Consider the following 18,037-nt stretch of genomic DNA (forward strand, 5'->3'; position numbering starts at 1 on the left):
CATGTCATCCTTGTAATTAGTTATTCGCTTCCAGTGCGCTTAGGCTTGGCTCACGTACGCTGCAATCTTGTCACCCATCTCTGAGGTGGTCAAAGGTGTGGCATCACCTGCCAGATCTGCTGTCAGTTCACCCGCTTCCAGCGCATGGCTTACCGCCGCTTCAATCGCGCGTGCTGCCTCTTCTTCACCCAAGCTGTAGCGAAGCATTAAGGCTGCTGACAGAATTTGTGCCACTGGGTTAGCAATGTTTTTACCTGCGATATCCGGTGCTGAGCCGCCTGCAGGCTCGTACAAGCCAAACTTGCTGTCGTTAAGGCTTGCTGAAGGCAGCATGCCCATGGAGCCCGTGATCATCGCGCATTCATCAGAGATGATGTCGCCGAAGATGTTTGAACACAGCATGACGTCGAATTGCGACGGGTCTTTGATTAGCTGCATGGTCGCGTTGTCGATGTAGATGTGTGATAGCTCGACATCTGGGTAGTCTTTCGCGACTTCCTCGACCACTTCGCGCCACAGGATAGAGCTTTGCAGTACGTTCGCTTTGTCTACCGACATCACTTTCTTACGACGAAGGCGCGCAGATTCAAACGCGATGCGAGCAATACGCTCGATTTCATAGCGGTAGTAAACTTCGGTATCGAACGCTTTTTCTTCAGGGCCTGAGCCTTCACGACCTTTTGGCTGACCAAAGTAAATACCGCCAGTCAGTTCGCGCACCACGACGATGTCAAAGCCGCGCGCAGAAATGTCAGCACGCAGTGGCGAGAACGCCTCTAAACCCGCATGAATTTGCGCAGGGCGCAGGTTACAGAAAAGCTGGAAGTGCTTACGCAACGGCAGCAGCGCACCGCGCTCTGGCTGCTCATTCGGTGGCAGGTTTTCCCACTTTGGGCCACCCACAGAACCAAACAACACTGCATCGGCGGCTTCACAGCCTTTCAGCGTCGCGTCTGGCAGTGGTGTACCATGATTGTCGATAGCGATACCGCCAACGTCGTATTCTTCTTTTTCGAAGGTGATAGAGAATTTCTTCGCAACCGCATCCAGCACTTTGTGTGCTTGTTGCATCACTTCAGGCCAATGCCATCACCCGGTAGAACGGCAATCTTGTAAGTACCTGCCATGGTTAAACTGTCTCCGTTTTCAATGTTGCTTGTTCTTTGATTTGTGCGATGCGATCGGCGCGGTAGATGCTGTTGATTACGTGCAGCAGTGCTTGTCCCGATGCTTCAATAATGTCGGTCGATACGCCCGTACCGTGGTACTTGCGACCTTTGTAGTTGGCGATGATGTCTGCCTGACCCAAACCGTCTTCGCCTTCGCCTTTTGCGGTCAGGTCAAATTTGTCCAGCACGATGTCGTAGCCAGTGACGCGGTAAATCACTTGATACAAGGCATCAACCGGGCCGTTACCGATGGCAGCATCGCTGATGGTCTCGTCGCCACACTGCAAGGTTACGCTGGTGGTCGCCATCACGCTGCCACTTTGTACGCTCAGGTACTTCAACTTGTAGAAGTCATCTTCTTCTTGCAAGTTGTTGAAGAACATCAGTGCTTCCAAGTCGTAATCGAAGACTTGGCCTTTGCGGTCCGCCAATTTCAAGAAAGACTCGTACAGGGTATCCAAGTTGTAGTCAGACTCGCTGTAGCCCATGGTGTCCATGTGGCTTTTCACGGCTGCGCGGCCTGAACGGCTGGTCAAATTCAGGGCTTTTTGACCCAAGCCAATCGACTCAGGTGTCATGATTTCATAGGTGTTTTTGTTTTTCAGCATGCCGTCTTGGTGAATACCAGAACTGTGACTGAACGCATTGGTACCGACAATCGCCTTGTTTGACTGGATAGGCATATTACAAAGCTGGCTGACCATTTTGCTGGTGCGGCTGATTTCTTTGTGGTTGATGCCCGTATCCACACCCAGCAGCTCGCCGCGGGTTTTGATGATCATGGCAATTTCTTCCAGCGCACAGTTGCCCGCACGCTCACCGATGCCGTTGATCGTGCCTTCAATCTGACGTGCACCTGCTTGAACCGCTGCAATGGAGTTGGCCACCGACATGCCCAAGTCATCGTGGCAGTGCACAGAGATGATGGCTTTGTCGATGTTCGGTACGCGATTAAACAGGGTTTCGATAATGCCGCCGAACTCACCCGGTACGGTGTAGCCCACGGTATCTGGGATATTGACGGTCGTTGCACCCGCCTTGATGGCTTCTTCTACCATGCGGCAAAGGTTATCAATCGGTGTGCGGCCTGCGTCTTCACACGAGAATTCCACATCATCCGTATAGCGACGTGCGCGTTTAACGGCATTCACTCCCATCTCAACCACTTGGTCATAACTGCGGCGCAGTTTGTCTTGAACGTGGATGGTAGAGGTGGACAGGAAGGTGTGGATTCGGAAGGCTTCGGCAACTTTCAGAGATTCAGCAGCAACGTCGATGTCTTTATCGACCGCACGGGACAAGGCACAGATTCGGCTGTTTTTGACCGTTTTTGCGATCGTTTGAACCGATTCAAAATCACCAGGGCTGGAGACAGGGAAACCCGCTTCAATCACATCTACACCCAAACGCTCGAGCGCGAGTGCAATCTGCAATTTTTCTTTAACCGTCAAGCTTGCAGACAGCGCTTGTTCGCCGTCACGTAATGTGGTGTCAAATATGATGACTCGGTCTTTCATGGTCGTTCCCTCTGTTGCCGTTGAGTACCAATGTCGCAAACAGTTTTTAACTACTTACTGAGATTGATATGAGTAATCCGCACTGCTGGCAGGTCATACGAAAAAACCCGCGCTTCTGCGCGGGTTTTTAAAAGTCTTTTGGATGTTATTTTCTGTCCATGACCTACCCGCGCGAATTGTTCACGAGAAGTAGAAGGTCTAGGAGGAAAATACGCATCATCATTTGTTACAGAATCCTTTAATGGTCTGCACAAATGAATACCAAACCGTTCACTAAAACGTCAACATCAAAATAGAAAATAACAAGAATGCATTATTCAAAATGTTAACTTTGGTGAAAAACACCAAAAAATGACTGTGCTACTGGTTTTATTCTCTGCTTGATTTTGGCGTTCGGAAATTCATCACAAAACGGGGTATTGTGGAATTAAAGTTTGAGAAATGTGGCAGTTAGCCGCGTACTATTAATTCATCAGTGATGAATTAAGGTGCAACATGACCAAGCGACCAGGACGTCCGACAGGTGCTTCCCGAGCCAGAGAAGCCCTCATTGAAGAGGCGACACGCTATTTTCTCTCCAAACCTTACGACAAAGTATCCACGCGGAAGATAGCCGAAAGCGCAGGTGTGGATGTGGCTCTTATCCGCTACTACTTTGGCAACAAAGCGGGATTGTTCGAGGCCACGGTCAGAGAAAATGCGGCACCAACCATCGCCAAACTTCGACAAGCCATTCAAGACGGAAAGGTCGAGACGTTGAACGATGCGGTGGAAGCTTCTATCGGGTGATGTCGTCTGGGCCTAATCTGCCGTCTCTCATCTTTCGTAGCATGATGTTGGATGGGCAAGATCAGCAGCGTTTGGCGGTCGAAAAACTCTTTCATGACATCATCCTGCCGGTGCAACAGATGCTGTTTACTCGCTTACAGGAAAAGGGTGTGTTGCGTGAAAACATCGATCCTGAGCTTGCTAGACTGAGCTTTTTTAGCCTGATGGTATTGCCGTTTATCATGCCAAAAGGCATGGCTGAGCTTCAGGGCATATCCTTTAGTGAGGAGTACTTACTCAAACTTGCGCAGCACAACGCTTCACTGCTTCAAACCGGGATCTTTAACGTTCAGGGAGAACACACACGATGACGCTAAAAAGAAAGCTCCTGTTCTTTCCTGTGCTGGCGATTGGCATTGCCGTTCTGGTGATGGCCGTTAAAACCCGCCCTGATATTCCGGTGAAACCGTCTTTATCAAAATCGCGTGCTGTTGATGTGATGACCTTGCAGCAACAAGCCATTTCACCGCAAGTGACAGGCTTTGGGCGTGTCACGCCTAAGCTGATTTGGCAAGCCATCGCAGAAGTGAACGGCAAGGTCATCTATCGCCATCCAGACTTAGCCAAAGGGCAGCTTCTTGAAGCGGGTACTGTGCTGCTAAAAATTGACCCGACGGATTATCAAATCGCAGTAGCCCAAGCGGAAGTAGACGTGAACGCCAAGCAGGCGCGGCTCGCCAAGCTCAATTTAGATGAGAAAAACCTAAAATCGACCTTGGCCATTGAGAAGCGAAGGCTGGCACTGAGCAAAGATGAGCTCGCCCGAAAAACCAACCTGCAACAAAGGGGCTTAACCTCGCAGTCTGAACTTGATGCGGAGCAGCAGTCCTTTTTGTCCCAACAGACGCGGGTTCAGGATCTCGATGCGCAGCTCAATGTATTGCCTGACGAAAAGAAAATCACCCAAGCAGAGCTAGCGGCGAGTGAACTGGCTCTCCAGCAAGCTCAAAGAAACCTAGAAAAAACAGAGATTACCTTGCCTATCGACAGCCGCATCGCGGAAGTGAATATCGAACAGGATCAGGTGGTCACACCGCAACAAGTCATGCTGGTTTCTCACGGGTTGGATGATGTGGAGGTGGATGCGCAGGTGTCCATTCACGACATGCAGACCTTGATTGATAGCCTTGAGAAAAAAGGCGTGTCGAACAATCCGCCACTCCATGCGCTCACCGCACACGTCACGCTTTCAAGTGGTTCGTTCCAAGGTGATTGGAAAGCCAAGGTGGCGCGCCTTAGCGACACGGTAAACCTAAACCAAGCCACAGTAGGGTGATTTTAGAAATTCCGCTCAACGGCACCGCTGTAAATACAGATTCTCTTTTGCCGCCGCTGGTCAATGGCATGTTTGTGAAGGCCACCATAGAAGGACAGCCGCAAGCGCATTGGGTGATCCCGGAGCAAGCCTTACGTGGTGACAAGGTTTATCTGATGGAAGACGGTGTGCTAAACGTTGTGCCAGTGAGTGTTTTGTTCAGAAAAGAGGGACTGGTTGCGATTGATGGGCCATTGAGGGCAGGACAGACCTTGGTTTTGAACGACATTCTCCCAGCTGTGCCGGGTATGGCATTGCGCGCCGTTACCATGGATGGCATTGCGGTAAATATCGCGGATGAGGCGAAAGGGGATGCATCATGATCCGCTTTTTTGCTCGGCACCCAACCGCCGCTAACCTTTTAATGCTGACTCTGATTTTGCTGGGGTTGACGGCATTGCCACAATTAAAGCGTGAAACCTTTCCTGAATTTGCGCCGCCTTACATTCTCGCCAGCGTTGCCTATCCGGGGGCAAGCCCTGAGCAGGTGGAGCAGAACATTTGTCTGTTGATGGAAGAAGCCATTGATGGGCTTTCCAACATCGAAGAAACCCGCTGTGAGGCGCTGGAAGGAGCGGCATCACTGGTGGTGAAGCTCACGCCTAATGCGGATATCTCCCGCATGCTGGTGGACATTCAAACGCAAATCAACGCCATCAACAACTTCCCCAGTGATATCGAACCGCCAGTTGTCAGAGAGCTCGACTGGAATGAACCGGTTGTTGATGTCGCTATCGCTGCGGACACTGATTGGGTGGGGCTGAAAGCGTATGCAGAAGATCTCAAACAGACCTTAAAGCATGACTACGACGTGCCGCTGGTCACTGTGGCGGGTTTCTCTGATAAACAAATTCGCATCGAAGTGCGCGAGAGTGCGCTGCGTCAGCTTGGTTTGAGCATCGCTGATATCGCGGCAGAAGTGACGGCGCAGAACATCAACTTGCCCAGCGGTAATGTGGAGCTGGCAGACAAAAGCTTATTGATCCGTTTCGATGAAAGGCGCATTGGTGCAGACACCTTAGGACGTATCGTCGTGGCGGCGGACTCAGATGGAGGTGTGGTCAGGTTGCAAGACATCGCAACGCTGACCGAACGCTTTGAGCTTGATGAACAAAAAGTGTGGTTTGATGGTAAGCCGTCCGCCATTCTCAAGATCAGCAAAAACAAAGCGGACGATGCGTTGCGCATCAAAGATCGCGTCTCTGAATTTGTCGCCGATCAGCAGCTCATTGCACCCACTGGCGTGTCACTGAACCTTACCAATGACTTCTCCTCACTGCTTTGGGACCGTCTCACCATGATGACGCGCAATGCGTGGCAAGGGGTGATCTTGGTGTTCGGCGTGATGTGGATGTTCTTCTCGCTGCGATACTCCTTTTGGGTCGCAGCGGGGTTGCCTGTTGCTTTCCTTGGCAGTTTCTTCTTGATGGCGCAGCTTGGACTTTCCATCAACATCATGTCTTTGGTGGCGTTGTTGATGGCCATCGGGATCATGATGGATGATGCCATCGTGATTTCAGAATCCATAGCTTCGCACATCGACAGGGGACAAAAGCTTGAAGATGCCGTGGTCAATGGCGTCAAAAAAGTGCTGCCTGGCGTAGTGTCTTCGTATCTCACCACAGTGTGTATTTTCGGTAGCCTGATTTTCTTGCAAGGTGAAATGGGCGCGGTATTGCGTGTCGTGCCCATGGTGTTGATTCTGGTGCTGACGCTTAGTTTGATTGAAGCCTTTCTGATCCTGCCACATCACTTGCAACATTCACTTTCCAAAGCAGGGAAACCTAAGCCCGATCTGGCATTCAAGCGGGCATTCCTTGAGAAGTTCGAAGCCTTTCGACAAGGGAAATTGGCAGAGCTTGTTACTAAAGCGGTGGCGTGGCGCTATGCCTTTGTCGGCGGTGTGCTCGCGATGCTACTGATTTCGGTGTCTTTGCTGGTGTCAGGCTCGGTGCGTTTTGTGGGTTTTCCAGAGCTGGATGGTGACATCGCTGAAGCAAGGGTGATTTTGCCGCCAGGGTCATCGCTAGCACAAACCGAACAGGTGGTGGAGGCACTGGTGGCTTCAGCCAATCGAATCGGGGCGCGCTGGAGTGAGGAGAAAGAAGGTGGTGAGCCACTTATCGAGCACATGACGGAGCAATTCAATTTCAACGCTGATGCTGATGAAAGTGGTCAGCACATTGCAACCGTGAGGCTGGATTTGCGCAGTGCGGAAGAACGCACAACCTTGATTGATGACTTTATCGCTGAATGGGAAAAAGAAACGGGTGTGCTGACAAATCCTGTTTCGCTGGTGTTTAAACAACCTGCCATGGGGCCAGGGGGCAGAGACTTTGATATTCGCCTCCAGCACGATGATTTGGATGAGCTGAAAGAGGCGTCGGTCGCGATTCAACAGTTTATCGGTCAATTCCAAGGGGTTTCTGGGGTGCTCGATGACATGCGTCCCGGCAAAGAAGAAGTGAAAGTCACGCTGCGCCCTGGGGCAGAAGCGTTCGGCATCAATGGCCAGATGATTGCGCGTCAGCTTCGTGCCGCTTACTTCGGCCAAACCGCCGATGAAATTCAGGTAGGGCCAGAGAGCATTGAAATTGATGTGAGATTGGACAATGCCGACGCGGCGAGTCTGCAAAGCTTTGCCAACTTTCCGATAGTCATGCCTGATGGCAGCCAAGTGCCGCTTTCTACTGTTGCAGAGCTTAACTACCAACGAAATTTTGTCCGTATTCAGCGCATTGATGGCCTGAGAACCTTGAGCGTGTATGGCGATGTAGTACAAAGCCAAGTCAGTATCGGGGATGTGTTGCTACAGCTTCGCCAAGATGTGGTGCCTGATCTTAACGCGCAATACCCGGGACTGCGGGTTTTGTTTGAAGGGCAGAGCCGCGATTCTGCTGAAACCGGACGCTCAATGGGCGTGGGCTTTGCGCTGGGGCTGTTTGGGATCTTCGTGATTCTGAGTTACCAATTCCGCAGTTATCTCGAACCTTTCGTGGTGTTGATTGCGATTCCGCTTGCCTTGATAGGTGTAATCTGGGGACATTGGCTGTTGGGGCATCCCCTGAGTATGCCAAGCATCATGGGCTTTGTGTCATTGGCGGGCGTTGTGGTGAACGATTCCATCTTGCTGGTGCAATACATTCGCCACCACCTCGATGAAGGGGAAGATGTTTACAGCGCGGTAGTGAGTGCCAGTCAGGAGCGTTTTCGCGCTGTCTTTCTTACGTCGCTGACAACGGCTGCAGGTTTATTGCCCTTGTTGCTCGAAACCAGTTTGCAGGCTCAGGTGGTGAAACCGCTGGTGATTTCCATCGTGTTTGGCATTTTCACCTCGACACTGCTGGTGCTATTTATGATCCCCGCGGCTTATGCCATTTTGGCCGACTTTGGTAAGGTAAAACGTCACGAAGTATTAACGGTTTAAAAGGTACAAGATTGCAGTAGAAAACTTCATCAATACGTCTGCAAAGCGTCACGGATTTGTCATTCGTCCCTCCTAAGCTGATGTTGAATCATCGACAAATGGGGTGGATGAATGCGAAGTCTCGTTGCTATTCAAAGGGTCGACCATGCGTTTTCGTCCCTTTGCTTAAGTCATAGATTTAGTGCCGATATTGCGCGCGTTTTTCGTTGGGTGTCGAGAAGCGGTGACGGTCACCTTTACGCCGCAATCGGTGTGCTTTTGGCAATCAGTGATGGCCTGCATGGGCTGTCTTTCTTGCTATGCGGTCTGGTGGCGTTTGCCATTGAAGTGCCGCTTTATATGTCGCTCAAGCGCCTGTTTCGTCGCGCTCGGCCTCAGCACTTACCCTCTTTCATTACACCTTCTGATCTTTACAGCATGCCCTCGGGCCATACGGCAGCCGCCTTTGTCATGGCTGCGTTGCTGAGCCATTTCTATCCCGATTTCAATCACGTGTATTGGACGTGGGCAGCAGCCATTGGCCTGTCTCGTGTCTTGCTGGGTGTCCACTTTATTTCTGATGTTTTAGTCGGTGCGCTGCTGGGGCTTGGCTGTGCGGCGCTTGCATTGACCTTCTGAACGGATTGCCTTTGGCAAGGTGCGTTCGACGAACCGTGAGAGCCTGAATGAAAATACTTTATGGTGTGCAGGGAACGGGAAATGGTCACATCTCCCGAGCAAGAGCGATGGCAGAAGCGTTTGCTGGCCATGATGATGTTGAGGTGCAGTACCTGTTCTCTGGCAGAGAGGAAAGTGCGTATTTCGACATGGCCGTTTTTGGCAACTATCAATGCCGCAAAGGATTAACCTTCGTCAGCCATGCTGGCAAAGTCGATGTGGTGAAAACCGCCCAACAAAATGACCTGTGGCAGTTTTTCAAAGATGTAAAGGCATTGGATGTGCGCGACTATGACTTGGTCATTTCAGATTTCGAACCTGTTTCTGCGCATGCCGCCAAGCGACATGGAATTCCGTCGCTTTCAATCAGTCACCAATCTGCGTTTACGTTTGATGTGCCCAAACGCGGTCAAGGGCTGCTGGATAAGTTCATCATGCGCCACTTCGCGCCCACGGACGTCAAAATCGGCCTGCATTGGTATCACTTCAACCAACCCATTCTGCCGCCGATTGTCGATTTAACGGATAAAGCCGCGAGCCGAGGCAAGACGGTTTTGACGTATTTGCCGTTTGAGCGATTAGACGATGTGATTGAGGTGCTAAATCACTTCTCGCGTCGTTTTTGTGCTTTCATCCTGATTGCACCTTGCCGATACAACATAAGAATGTCGCAGTGCGGCCGCTTAGTAAGGCTGAATTCCACCAAGCACTGCAAGAATGCGGGGGCGTGATTGCTAACGGCGGGTTTGAACTGCCATCGGAAGCCCTTTCTCTTGGCAAAAAGCTCTTGTTGAAACCGCTAAATGGGCAGTTTGAGCAGCAAAGTAATGTCGCGACGCTCGACATGCTGGGACTGGCATCGGTGATGGACACGCTAGATAAGGGCGCCATTGGGGAATGGCTGGATCAGGCGGAGAGCCATCGCGTTGTGTATCCTGAAGTGGCGACCGCCTTAGCTGATTGGCTGGCGCAAGGCGACTTATCGACCTTACCCGCACTTCGGGATGCGTTATGGTCTCAAGTCAGCTTTCCTGATCATGTGACCGACCTACTGTCAGATTTTTGGCCAAGCCAAAGCCGAAAACGTGCCATGTTCAGCATGCGCCTATCTTATGAGATCAATATAAAAACCTAACTCATTGATTTTGTGAATGCTTTATTGATAAGTTTGTCGATGGCTGTTTTTATAGCTAACTGCATGAAAATACGTAGATAATCTTGCCTCTATTTAGGTTTTTAACCTTTTAAAGGGACAAGTTTTTATAACAATTTACTGGGGTCATATCACGCCGCCATGTTACTAAGTTCTTGGTCTGGTTACCTTGTGTTCAGTTTTCTTCGTTACACTGGGCCCGACTTGAACGAACGTTTGACGTACACATGGCTGTATGGAATGTGACTCTTTGCCTCTGCTCTTTTGTTTATATTCTTCTTTAGAGGCTGGAAGCATACCTGCGGAACGAAATGACGTTTTACAAAATCACTCTCCCGCCAAGGTTTAGGTATGACACAGAAAGAATCGGTTCAAAATTTGGACGACCGCACCGATTTGACGCTAAGAAGCGTCGATCTTAATCTGATCACTGTTTTTGATGCAGTAATGCAAGAACAAAACATTACACGTGCAGCGCAAAGTCTGGGAATGTCGCAACCTGCGGTCAGTAATGCTGTGTCTCGCTTGAAAGTGATGTTCAATGACGAGTTGTTCGTACGTAACGGCCGTGGCATCAAGCCAACGCAGCGCGCTCGTCAGCTTTTCGGCCCAATTCGTCAGGCTATCCAGCTGATTAAGAATGAATTGCCGACCTCCGTCTTTGTACCGGAAACCAGCACGCGTACCTTCAGACTGGCAATTTGCAGCCCATCTGACATGCGTTTTGCTCCTCAAATTCTCAACACCATCAACCAACTTGCACCGAACGTAAAAGTGCAGGTAGAAACCGAGTTTAATCGCGACATCGCTAACAAGCTTCGTTACCAAGAAGTCGACTTCGTGGTGGATTACCTTCACTTTGGTGAAAGCGGCTTCTGCAGCACGGAAATGTTCAACGACGAACTGGTGGTTGTGGCTAACAAAAATCACCCAAGACTGGGTGAGGCCATCTCTTCGAAAGAGCTGGTTAATGAAGCACATGCAGTATTGAAGCGTAATGGTGAGATGCAAGGTTATGCCGAAGTGCTGTACCGCGACGGTCGTTACCGCGAAGCCTACCAAGGCGTTAGCCTGAGCAACATTCTTTACGTGGTGAGCCAGTCTGAGCTGATTGCTGTGGCTCCTCGCTGGATGGTTGAAGGCGGTCAATACCGCGATAACCTCAAAACCTTGCCACTGCCAAACGACAATAACCGTATTAGCGGCTATCTGAGCTGGCACGCGTCGGCTGAAAAAGACAAAGGTCACCTCTGGATGCGTGATCAACTGTTGTCCATTTGTGGCAACTCATTGGTGTAAATGTCACCAAAATGTGTTCAAAGCCAGCGCAAGCTGGCTTTTTTGTCGCTGCTGAAAATCCAGATACAGTCTGTTACAACTTAATTTACCATTGAGAGAACAGGTGTACTCTGAAATGAACGCTGTTCGTTATTTTTTCTGTCTACAATTCCACCGATCTGCCGTGGCTTTTTCTTGTAATTAACTGGTGAGTCATTACACTGCGTGCATGCTTTTAGCGTACATGTGTTCGCTAATTTTTTGAAAGCCCCATGAGCTGTTTTCCAACGGGGCGAAATGTGCTGAGAGAGAATTGAATGGCGCTGGAATTTCATATCGTTAACCGCATTCGCGAGCAAGTTAAAGCGCGTGGCGACAAGACTGCATTGCGTTTCCAAACCGGTAAGGGTTGGGGCGACATCAGCTGGCGTGAGTTCGGTGAGCGTATTGATAGCATTTCACGTGCGATGCTGGTTTCAGGACTGGCAGTACAAGACAAAATCGGTATTTTTTCGAACAACTGTGCAGAGTGGACGATCGCAGATATTGCTGCGCTTCAAATCCGCTGTGTACCTGTGCCTATCTACCCGACGAATACGGCAGATCAGGCTGCATATATCTTAAATGATGCGGGCGTTCGTATCCTGTTTGTGGGCGACCAGGCACAAGCGGATGCAGCGATGTCTATCGCTGATAAATGTCCTTCACTGGAAAAAATCGTCAGCTTCAATGACGCTGTCGATTTCGCAGGCAATGAGCTAGGCATGAGCTGGGCGGCATTTGCGCAATTGGGTAACGACAACGTTGAGCCAGAGCTGCACTCACGCATCTCCCAGGCGGCGATGGACGACCTGATGACCCTGATCTACACCTCTGGCACCACGGGTGAACCAAAAGGTGTGATGCTGGATTACTCAAACGTTGCTGCGCAGATTGAAAGCCACGACATGGTTCTGGCGATCACTGAAAGCGATGTGTCTTTGGCGTTCCTGCCTTTGTCACACGTGTTCGAGCGTTGCTGGAGCTTCTACGTGCTGCATCACGGTGCGACCAACTGCTACTTGGCAGATACCAACGGCATCAAAGACGCACTGCAAGAAGTGAAACCTACCGTTATGGCCGCGGTTCCTCGTTTCTACGAGAAAATCTACAGTGCCGTACACGAGAAAGTGGCAACAGCGAGCCCAGTGAAAAAGGGCATGTTCCGCGCGGCGGTATACATCGGCAACTTGATGGCTGAAATTACCCGTAAGGGTAAGAAGCCAGCACCTTGGCTGAAATCCGCGCACCGTATGCTGATAAGTTGGTGCTAAGCAAATTGCGCCAACTGCTGGGTGGCAACATCAAGATGATGCCATGTGGCGGTGCGAAGCTTGAGCCTGCGATTGGCCGTTTCTTCCATGCGATCGGTGTGAACGTTAAGCTAGGTTACGGCATGACCGAAACCACAGCGACAGTGTCTTGCTGGGACAGCGGCTCGTTCGATCCAGATTCAATCGGTATGCCAATGCCGACGGCTGAAGTGAAGATCGGTAAGAACAACGAGATTTTGGTACGTGGTCCAATGGTGATGAAGGGCTACTACAACAAACCAAAAGAAACCGCAGAAACGTTCACGGAAGATGGCTTCCTCAAAACTGGCGATGCAGGCCACATTGATGCAGCAGGTAATCTGTTTATCACTGACCGCATCAAAGAGCTGATGAAAACCTCTGGTGGTAAGTACATTGCCCCGCAGGTGATTGAAGGCAAGCTGGGTAAAGACCACTTCATCGAGCAAATTGCGGTGGTGGCGGATGCACGTCACTTTGTGTCTGCGCTGATCGTACCGTGTTTCGATACGCTGGAATCTTGGGCGAAAGAGCTGAACATTAAATATCACGATCGTATGGAGCTGATTAAGCACAGCGAAGTGGTGGAAATGTTTGAAAAGCGCGTTGAAGAGCTGCAAAAAGAACTGGCGAAGTTCGAGCAGGTGAAAAAATTCACCCTGTTGCCTGCAGAGTTCTCAATGGCGCAAGGCGAATTGACCCCAACCATGAAGCTTCGTCGTAAAGTGATCCTTGAGCGCTATAAAAAGCAAATCGAGGCCATGTACAAGAAGCGTTCGTAATCGATATATTTGCAAAAAGCCCGGTGACTATCGCCGGGCTTTTTCTTTTCAGCTTTTTGATTTTTAGCGAGCCACTCGTAAAGCCCTTTTGTCTGTAAGTGCTTTCTTCATTCCTTTCTTTGTATTTCGTCTCAAAGCCGCAATTTTTGAAGTTTTCCATCGGCAAATTCTGTCTCATCGCGAACAGTAAATTTTGTTAACTGGCGCATTTTTAGTTTTTGATTCTGATTGTGACTGTCGCAACAGAGCCTTTGGTGATGAATTTCTATTCACTCAGAGTTTTAGTGTGATTTTCGGTTAACCAATAGACACATTTGCTAGCAAAGCGTTAAAGTTGTTGATGCTCAGACAGCCTCACGTTGCTGGTGTATAACCAGACGACTAGGGTTGTTTAAGTATTGCTACTTTGGTCCTTGTTACGACCGGGATCAAAAGCATAGCTGGCATGGAAGTCAGCTAACAGGCAGTTACGCCGACTTCCATCACTAGGCTACAAATAAGTCCTAATACTATGCATACATGGAGGCATATAGTGGAAATGTTGTCAGGAGCCGACATGGTCGTTCGTTCGATGATCGATCAGGGCGTAAAACATATCTTTGGGTATCCAGGCGGATCGGTTTTGGATATCTACGATGCACTACACGAAAAGAGTGATATCGAACACGTGCTTGTCCGTCACGAGCAAGCCGCCGTTCACATGGCAGATGGTTATGCCCGTGCAACCGGTGAAGTGGGCGTGGTGCTGGTAACATCTGGCCCAGGCGCAACAAACGCCATCACAGGGATTGCAACCGCCTATTACGACTCAGTGCCTCTAGTTGTGCTGTCCGGTCAGGTAATGAGTAACCTGATTGGTAACGACGCATTCCAGGAATGTGACATGGTGGGTATTTCACGCCCCGTTGTAAAACACAGCTTTCTGGTGAAAAACACCGAAGACATTCCAAAGATCATCAAAAAAGCGTTTTATCTGGCATCGACAGGCCGTCCGGGTCCTGTGGTTGTCGACCTGCCAAAAGACATGCTAAATCCGGCGAACAAGTTCCCGTATGAATACCCAGAAAGTATGTCGATGCGTTCTTACAACCCAACCACCAGTGGTCACAAAGGCCAAATTAAGCGTGGCTTGAAAGCCCTGTTGGAAGCGAAAAAGCCAGTCCTTTACATAGGCGGTGGTGCCATCATCTCTGAATGTGGCGAACAGATTAAGACGCTGGCAGACACACTGAATATTCCTGTCATCAGCACCCTTATGGGGCTGGGCGCTTACCCGAGCACGGGTGACAAAGCCCTAGGTATGCTGGGTATGCACGGTACCTACGAAGCGAACATGGCGATGCACAATGCCGACCTGATCTTTGGTATTGGTGTGCGCTTTGATGACCGTACGACAAACAACCTTGAGAAATACTGTCCGAATGCCAAGGTCATGCACATCGACATCGACCCTTCCAGTATTTCTAAAACCGTCTCCGCAGACATCCCAATCGTAGGCTCGGCAGACGTGGTGCTTAACACCATGATCCGCATGCTGACCGAAATGGGTGGCACAAACGATACGGATGCGATTGAAACGTGGTGGAACAGCATCAACGTATGGCGCGAGCGCCAGTGCTTGAAGTATGAAACCAACAACGAGCGCATCAAACCGCAGCAAGCGATTGAAGCGGTGTACAAGATCACCAACGGTGACGCGTACGTGGCATCTGACGTAGGCCAGCACCAAATGTTTGCGGCACTTTACTACCCGTTTGACAAACCACGTCGTTGGATTAACTCTGGCGGTCTCGGCACCATGGGCTTTGGCTTACCGGCAGCAATGGGTGTGAAATTTGCCCTGCCAAAAGCGGAAGTGATTTGTGTGACCGGTGACGGCAGTATCCAAATGAACATTCAGGAACTGTCGACGGCATTGCAATACGATATCCCCGTTAAAATCATCAACCTCAACAACCGCTTCCTTGGCATGGTGAAGCAGTGGCAAGACATGATTTATCAAGGTCGTCACTCGCATTCTTACATGGATTCTGTGCCAGATTTCGCTGCGATTGCAGAAGCTTACGGTCACGTAGGCATTCGCATAAGCGACCCTGCGAAGCTGGAAAGCGAGCTTGCACGTGGCATGGCGATGAAAGACAAGCTGGTCTTTTTCGACATCAGCGTGGATGAAACAGAGCACGTTTACCCAATGCAGGTACGTGGCGGCGCAATGAATGAAATGTGGTTGAGTAAGACGGAGAGAACATAATGCGCAGTATTGTATCGATTTTGATGGAGAACGAACCGGGCGCATTGTCTCGCGTGGTAGGCCTGTTCTCTCAGCGTGGTTATAACATTGAATCTTTGACCGTATCGCCGACTGACGATCCAACGTTGTCTCGTTTGAACATCACCACCACGGTTGTAAAAGCCTCCGAGCGTGAGCAGATTGAGAAACAACTGCACAAGCTTATCGACGTATTGAAAGTCAGCAATGTGACTGACTCTGAGTACATCGAGCGTGAACTGGCAATGGTGAAAGTCAAAGCAACAGGCTTTGCTCGCGCTGAAGTGAAACGCACTGCCGATATCTTCCGTGGCCAGATTGTGGATGTCACCAACTCGCTATATACGGTGCAGCTGACGGGTACCAGTGACAAAATCGAGGCGTTCATTGCCACAATGAAAGAAGTGACAGACATTATCGAAGTTGCGCGTAGTGGTGTGGTCGGTATTGCTCGTGGTGAGCGCGCGCTGCGTCAGTAAACTTTACGTTACGTCTTAAAAGAAAACCGACGGCGAAAGCTGTCGGTTTTTTTATGGGTGGCTAACTTGCATTTCATTGCTCAAAATGTAGACTGACGCACTTCAAATTTTGACATCACATTTCATCACCGAGAGGCTGAAAGTGTTCCGTACAATCAATAAAGCACTGGTAAGGGTAACGACCTTATCGCTAGTGGTATTGTCAGTGAAGGTAAGCTGGATTTATCTGGTTCCGATGGCTGTATTGCTACGCACCCACAAAACGGAATTGACGCGCTGGTAATGGATTGCCAATCAACGTCTATCAATCAGTAAGATAGGCGAAAAGCAGATACAAAAAAGGAGCCGAAAGGCTCCTTTTTTTATGCGCTGTACGGTTCGATTACAGAACGTGCACAGATGCAGTGTTAGTAGTACCTGAAGCAACCAGTGCGCCAGAAACCATAACAACGATGTCGCCTTTAGCAGCCAGACCTGACTCCAGAGCGATTTCTTTACCACGACGGTAGAACTCGTCAGTGTTTTCGAACTGATCAACAACTACTGAAGTGATACCTTTGCTCAGACACAGTTGAGCAGCAGTTTTCTCGTTAGTTGTTACAGCCAGGATGTTCGCAGTTGGGAAGTACTTACGTACTGAACGTGCAGATTTACCTGCTTCAGTTGCAACAACGATCAGAGGCGCGCTCAGTTTCTCAGAAGTATCTACCGCACCTTTACATACTGCTTCAGTGATGCGCAGACGTGGGCTGTCCAGACGTGAACCCAGCTCAGCTTTCAGAACGCCGTCAGTACGTGCTGCGATTTGCGCCATGATGGTTACTGCTTCAACTGGGTATTTACCCTTCGCAGTTTCACCAGACAGCATTACTGCGTCAGTACCGTCGATGATTGCGTTAGCAACGTCGCCTGCTTCTGCACGAGTTGGACGTGGGTTTTTGATCATTGAATCCAGCATTTGAGTTGCAGTGATTACAACTTTACGTGCACGGTTACATTTCTCGATCATCATCTTCTGAGCGAAGATTACTTCTTCTGCTGGGATTTCAACACCCAGGTCACCACGAGCAACCATGATACCGTCAGACAGTTCCAGGATCTCGTCGAAGTTGTCTACACCTTCTTGGTTTTCAATCTTAGAGATGATCTGGATGTTTTCGCCGCCGTTTGCAGTCAGCAGTTCACGGATTTCTTTAACGTCAGATGCTTTACGGATGAAAGATGCTGCAACGAAATCAACGCCTTGCTCACAACCGAATACCAGGTCGCTCTTGTCTTTTTCAGACAGTGCTGGCAGGTTCACAGAGATGTTTGGCAGGTTAACGCCTTTGTTTTCGCCCAGGTCACCGTTGTTCAGAACTTTACAGATTACGTCTGTGTCTGTGGTTTCCAGAACTTCCATCTCGATCAGACCGTCGTCAACCAGGATAGTCGCGCCTTTTTTCAGGTCTTGTGCGAAACCAGGGTAAGTAACCGCTACACGCTCAACGTTACCAACAACAGTTGCGTCAGTAGTGAAAGTGAAAGTTTGACCAGCTACCAGAGAAACGTCGCTGCCGCCTTCCAGTTTGATGGTGCGGATTTCAGGACCTTTGGTGTCCAGCAGGATTGCCAGTTGTTTGCCGGTGTTAGCCATCACTTCACGCCAGTTCGCAATACGCGTACCGTGCTCAGCGAAGTCACCGTGTGAGAAGTTCAGACGCATTACGTTCATGCCAGCGTCAGCCAGCTTGGTCAGCATCTCAACAGATTCAGTTTTAGGGCCAATCGTACAAACGATTTTGGTCTTTTTCATTGTAGGGTTCTCTCCGGTCGAACTTTTACCCAGTGGA

Annotated in this window: 10 protein-coding genes and 4 pseudogenes; 11 read left to right on the forward strand and 3 right to left on the reverse strand. The window is 49.8% G+C overall.

The window, feature by feature from the left end; all coding sequences use genetic code 11:
- Positions 1-39: 39 nt before the first annotated feature.
- Positions 40-1,127: pseudogene (leuB, locus tag ATN88_RS20875) on the reverse strand (3-isopropylmalate dehydrogenase).
- A gap of 2 nt (positions 1,128-1,129) precedes the next feature.
- On the reverse strand, positions 1,130-2,686 hold the full coding sequence (gene leuA, locus ATN88_RS20880; protein ID WP_067419538.1) for a 2-isopropylmalate synthase: 1,557 nt from the start codon (positions 2,684-2,686) through the stop codon (positions 1,130-1,132).
- A 495-nt stretch (positions 2,687-3,181) separates the two neighbouring features.
- On the opposite strand from leuA, the gene ATN88_RS20885 reads away from it, so the two are divergent.
- The 11 genes and pseudogenes from ATN88_RS20885 to ATN88_RS26250 all read left to right on the forward strand — a co-directional run bounded on the left by ATN88_RS20885 (position 3,182) and on the right by ATN88_RS26250 (position 16,488).
- Positions 3,182-3,475, forward strand: a complete 294-nt coding sequence (locus ATN88_RS20885; protein ID WP_067419539.1) for a TetR/AcrR family transcriptional regulator — start codon at positions 3,182-3,184, stop codon at positions 3,473-3,475.
- A complete protein-coding gene (locus tag ATN88_RS20890; RefSeq protein ID WP_157490782.1) occupies positions 3,472-3,825 on the forward strand; it encodes a hypothetical protein in 354 nt (117 codons plus the stop codon). The genes ATN88_RS20885 and ATN88_RS20890 overlap by 4 nt, the downstream gene beginning before the upstream one ends.
- A pseudogene (locus tag ATN88_RS20895) lies at positions 3,822-5,152 on the forward strand (efflux RND transporter periplasmic adaptor subunit). The gene ATN88_RS20890 and the pseudogene ATN88_RS20895 overlap by 4 nt, the downstream one beginning before the upstream one ends.
- Positions 5,149-8,256 (forward strand): efflux RND transporter permease subunit, encoded by a 3,108-nt coding sequence (locus tag ATN88_RS20900; RefSeq protein WP_067419541.1) that lies wholly within the window; start codon positions 5,149-5,151, stop codon positions 8,254-8,256. The pseudogene ATN88_RS20895 and the gene ATN88_RS20900 overlap by 4 nt, the downstream one beginning before the upstream one ends.
- Positions 8,257-8,367: 111 nt before the next feature.
- The gene (locus ATN88_RS20905) at positions 8,368-8,874 is read left to right on the forward strand and encodes a phosphatase PAP2 family protein (protein ID WP_067419542.1); all 507 of its coding nucleotides are present in this window, start codon (positions 8,368-8,370) and stop codon (positions 8,872-8,874) included.
- Positions 8,875-8,921: 47 nt separating this feature from the next.
- Positions 8,922-10,048, forward strand: a pseudogene (locus ATN88_RS20910) (MJ1255/VC2487 family glycosyltransferase).
- Between the two features lie 369 nt (positions 10,049-10,417).
- The gene (gene leuO, locus ATN88_RS20915) at positions 10,418-11,365 is read left to right on the forward strand and encodes a transcriptional regulator LeuO (protein ID WP_067419543.1); all 948 of its coding nucleotides are present in this window, start codon (positions 10,418-10,420) and stop codon (positions 11,363-11,365) included.
- A 296-nt stretch (positions 11,366-11,661) separates the two neighbouring features.
- Positions 11,662-13,457, forward strand: a pseudogene (locus ATN88_RS20920) (AMP-dependent synthetase/ligase).
- 532 nt (positions 13,458-13,989) lie between these two features.
- Positions 13,990-15,708: an acetolactate synthase 3 large subunit gene (locus ATN88_RS20925; protein ID WP_067419544.1), complete on the forward strand. Its 1,719-nt coding sequence runs from the start codon at positions 13,990-13,992 to the stop codon at positions 15,706-15,708.
- Positions 15,708-16,205 (forward strand): acetolactate synthase small subunit, encoded by a 498-nt coding sequence (gene ilvN / locus ATN88_RS20930; RefSeq protein WP_067419545.1) that lies wholly within the window; start codon positions 15,708-15,710, stop codon positions 16,203-16,205. The genes ATN88_RS20925 and ilvN overlap by 1 nt, the downstream gene beginning before the upstream one ends.
- 142 nt (positions 16,206-16,347) lie before the next feature.
- Complete coding sequence (locus ATN88_RS26250; protein WP_198158433.1) at positions 16,348-16,488, forward strand: hypothetical protein; 141 nt, start codon at positions 16,348-16,350, stop codon at positions 16,486-16,488.
- 99 nt (positions 16,489-16,587) lie between these two features.
- On the opposite strand, the gene pykF is transcribed toward ATN88_RS26250, so the two are convergent.
- Positions 16,588-18,000 (reverse strand): pyruvate kinase PykF, encoded by a 1,413-nt coding sequence (gene pykF, locus ATN88_RS20935; RefSeq protein ID WP_067419546.1) that lies wholly within the window; start codon positions 17,998-18,000, stop codon positions 16,588-16,590.
- Positions 18,001-18,037 lie beyond the last annotated feature (37 nt).

Source organism: Enterovibrio coralii (assembly GCF_001559595.1).
In the GTDB taxonomy this organism is placed as follows: Bacteria; Pseudomonadota; Gammaproteobacteria; order Enterobacterales; family Vibrionaceae; genus Enterovibrio; species Enterovibrio coralii.

What these genes read in the sequence shown, in the direction of transcription:
- leuA (WP_067419538.1), bottom strand. Translation starts at nt 2,686, where the DNA reads ATGAAAGACCGAGTCATCATATTTGACACCACATTACGTGACGGCGAA.
- ATN88_RS20885 (WP_067419539.1), top strand. Translation starts at nt 3,182, where the DNA reads ATGACCAAGCGACCAGGACGTCCGACAGGTGCTTCCCGAGCCAGAGAA.
- ATN88_RS20900 (WP_067419541.1), top strand. Translation starts at nt 5,149, where the DNA reads ATGATCCGCTTTTTTGCTCGGCACCCAACCGCCGCTAACCTTTTAATG.
- ATN88_RS20905 (WP_067419542.1), top strand. Translation starts at nt 8,368, where the DNA reads ATGCGAAGTCTCGTTGCTATTCAAAGGGTCGACCATGCGTTTTCGTCC.
- leuO (WP_067419543.1), top strand. Translation starts at nt 10,418, where the DNA reads ATGACACAGAAAGAATCGGTTCAAAATTTGGACGACCGCACCGATTTG.
- ilvN (WP_067419545.1), top strand. Translation starts at nt 15,708, where the DNA reads ATGCGCAGTATTGTATCGATTTTGATGGAGAACGAACCGGGCGCATTG.
- pykF (WP_067419546.1), bottom strand. Translation starts at nt 18,000, where the DNA reads ATGAAAAAGACCAAAATCGTTTGTACGATTGGCCCTAAAACTGAATCT.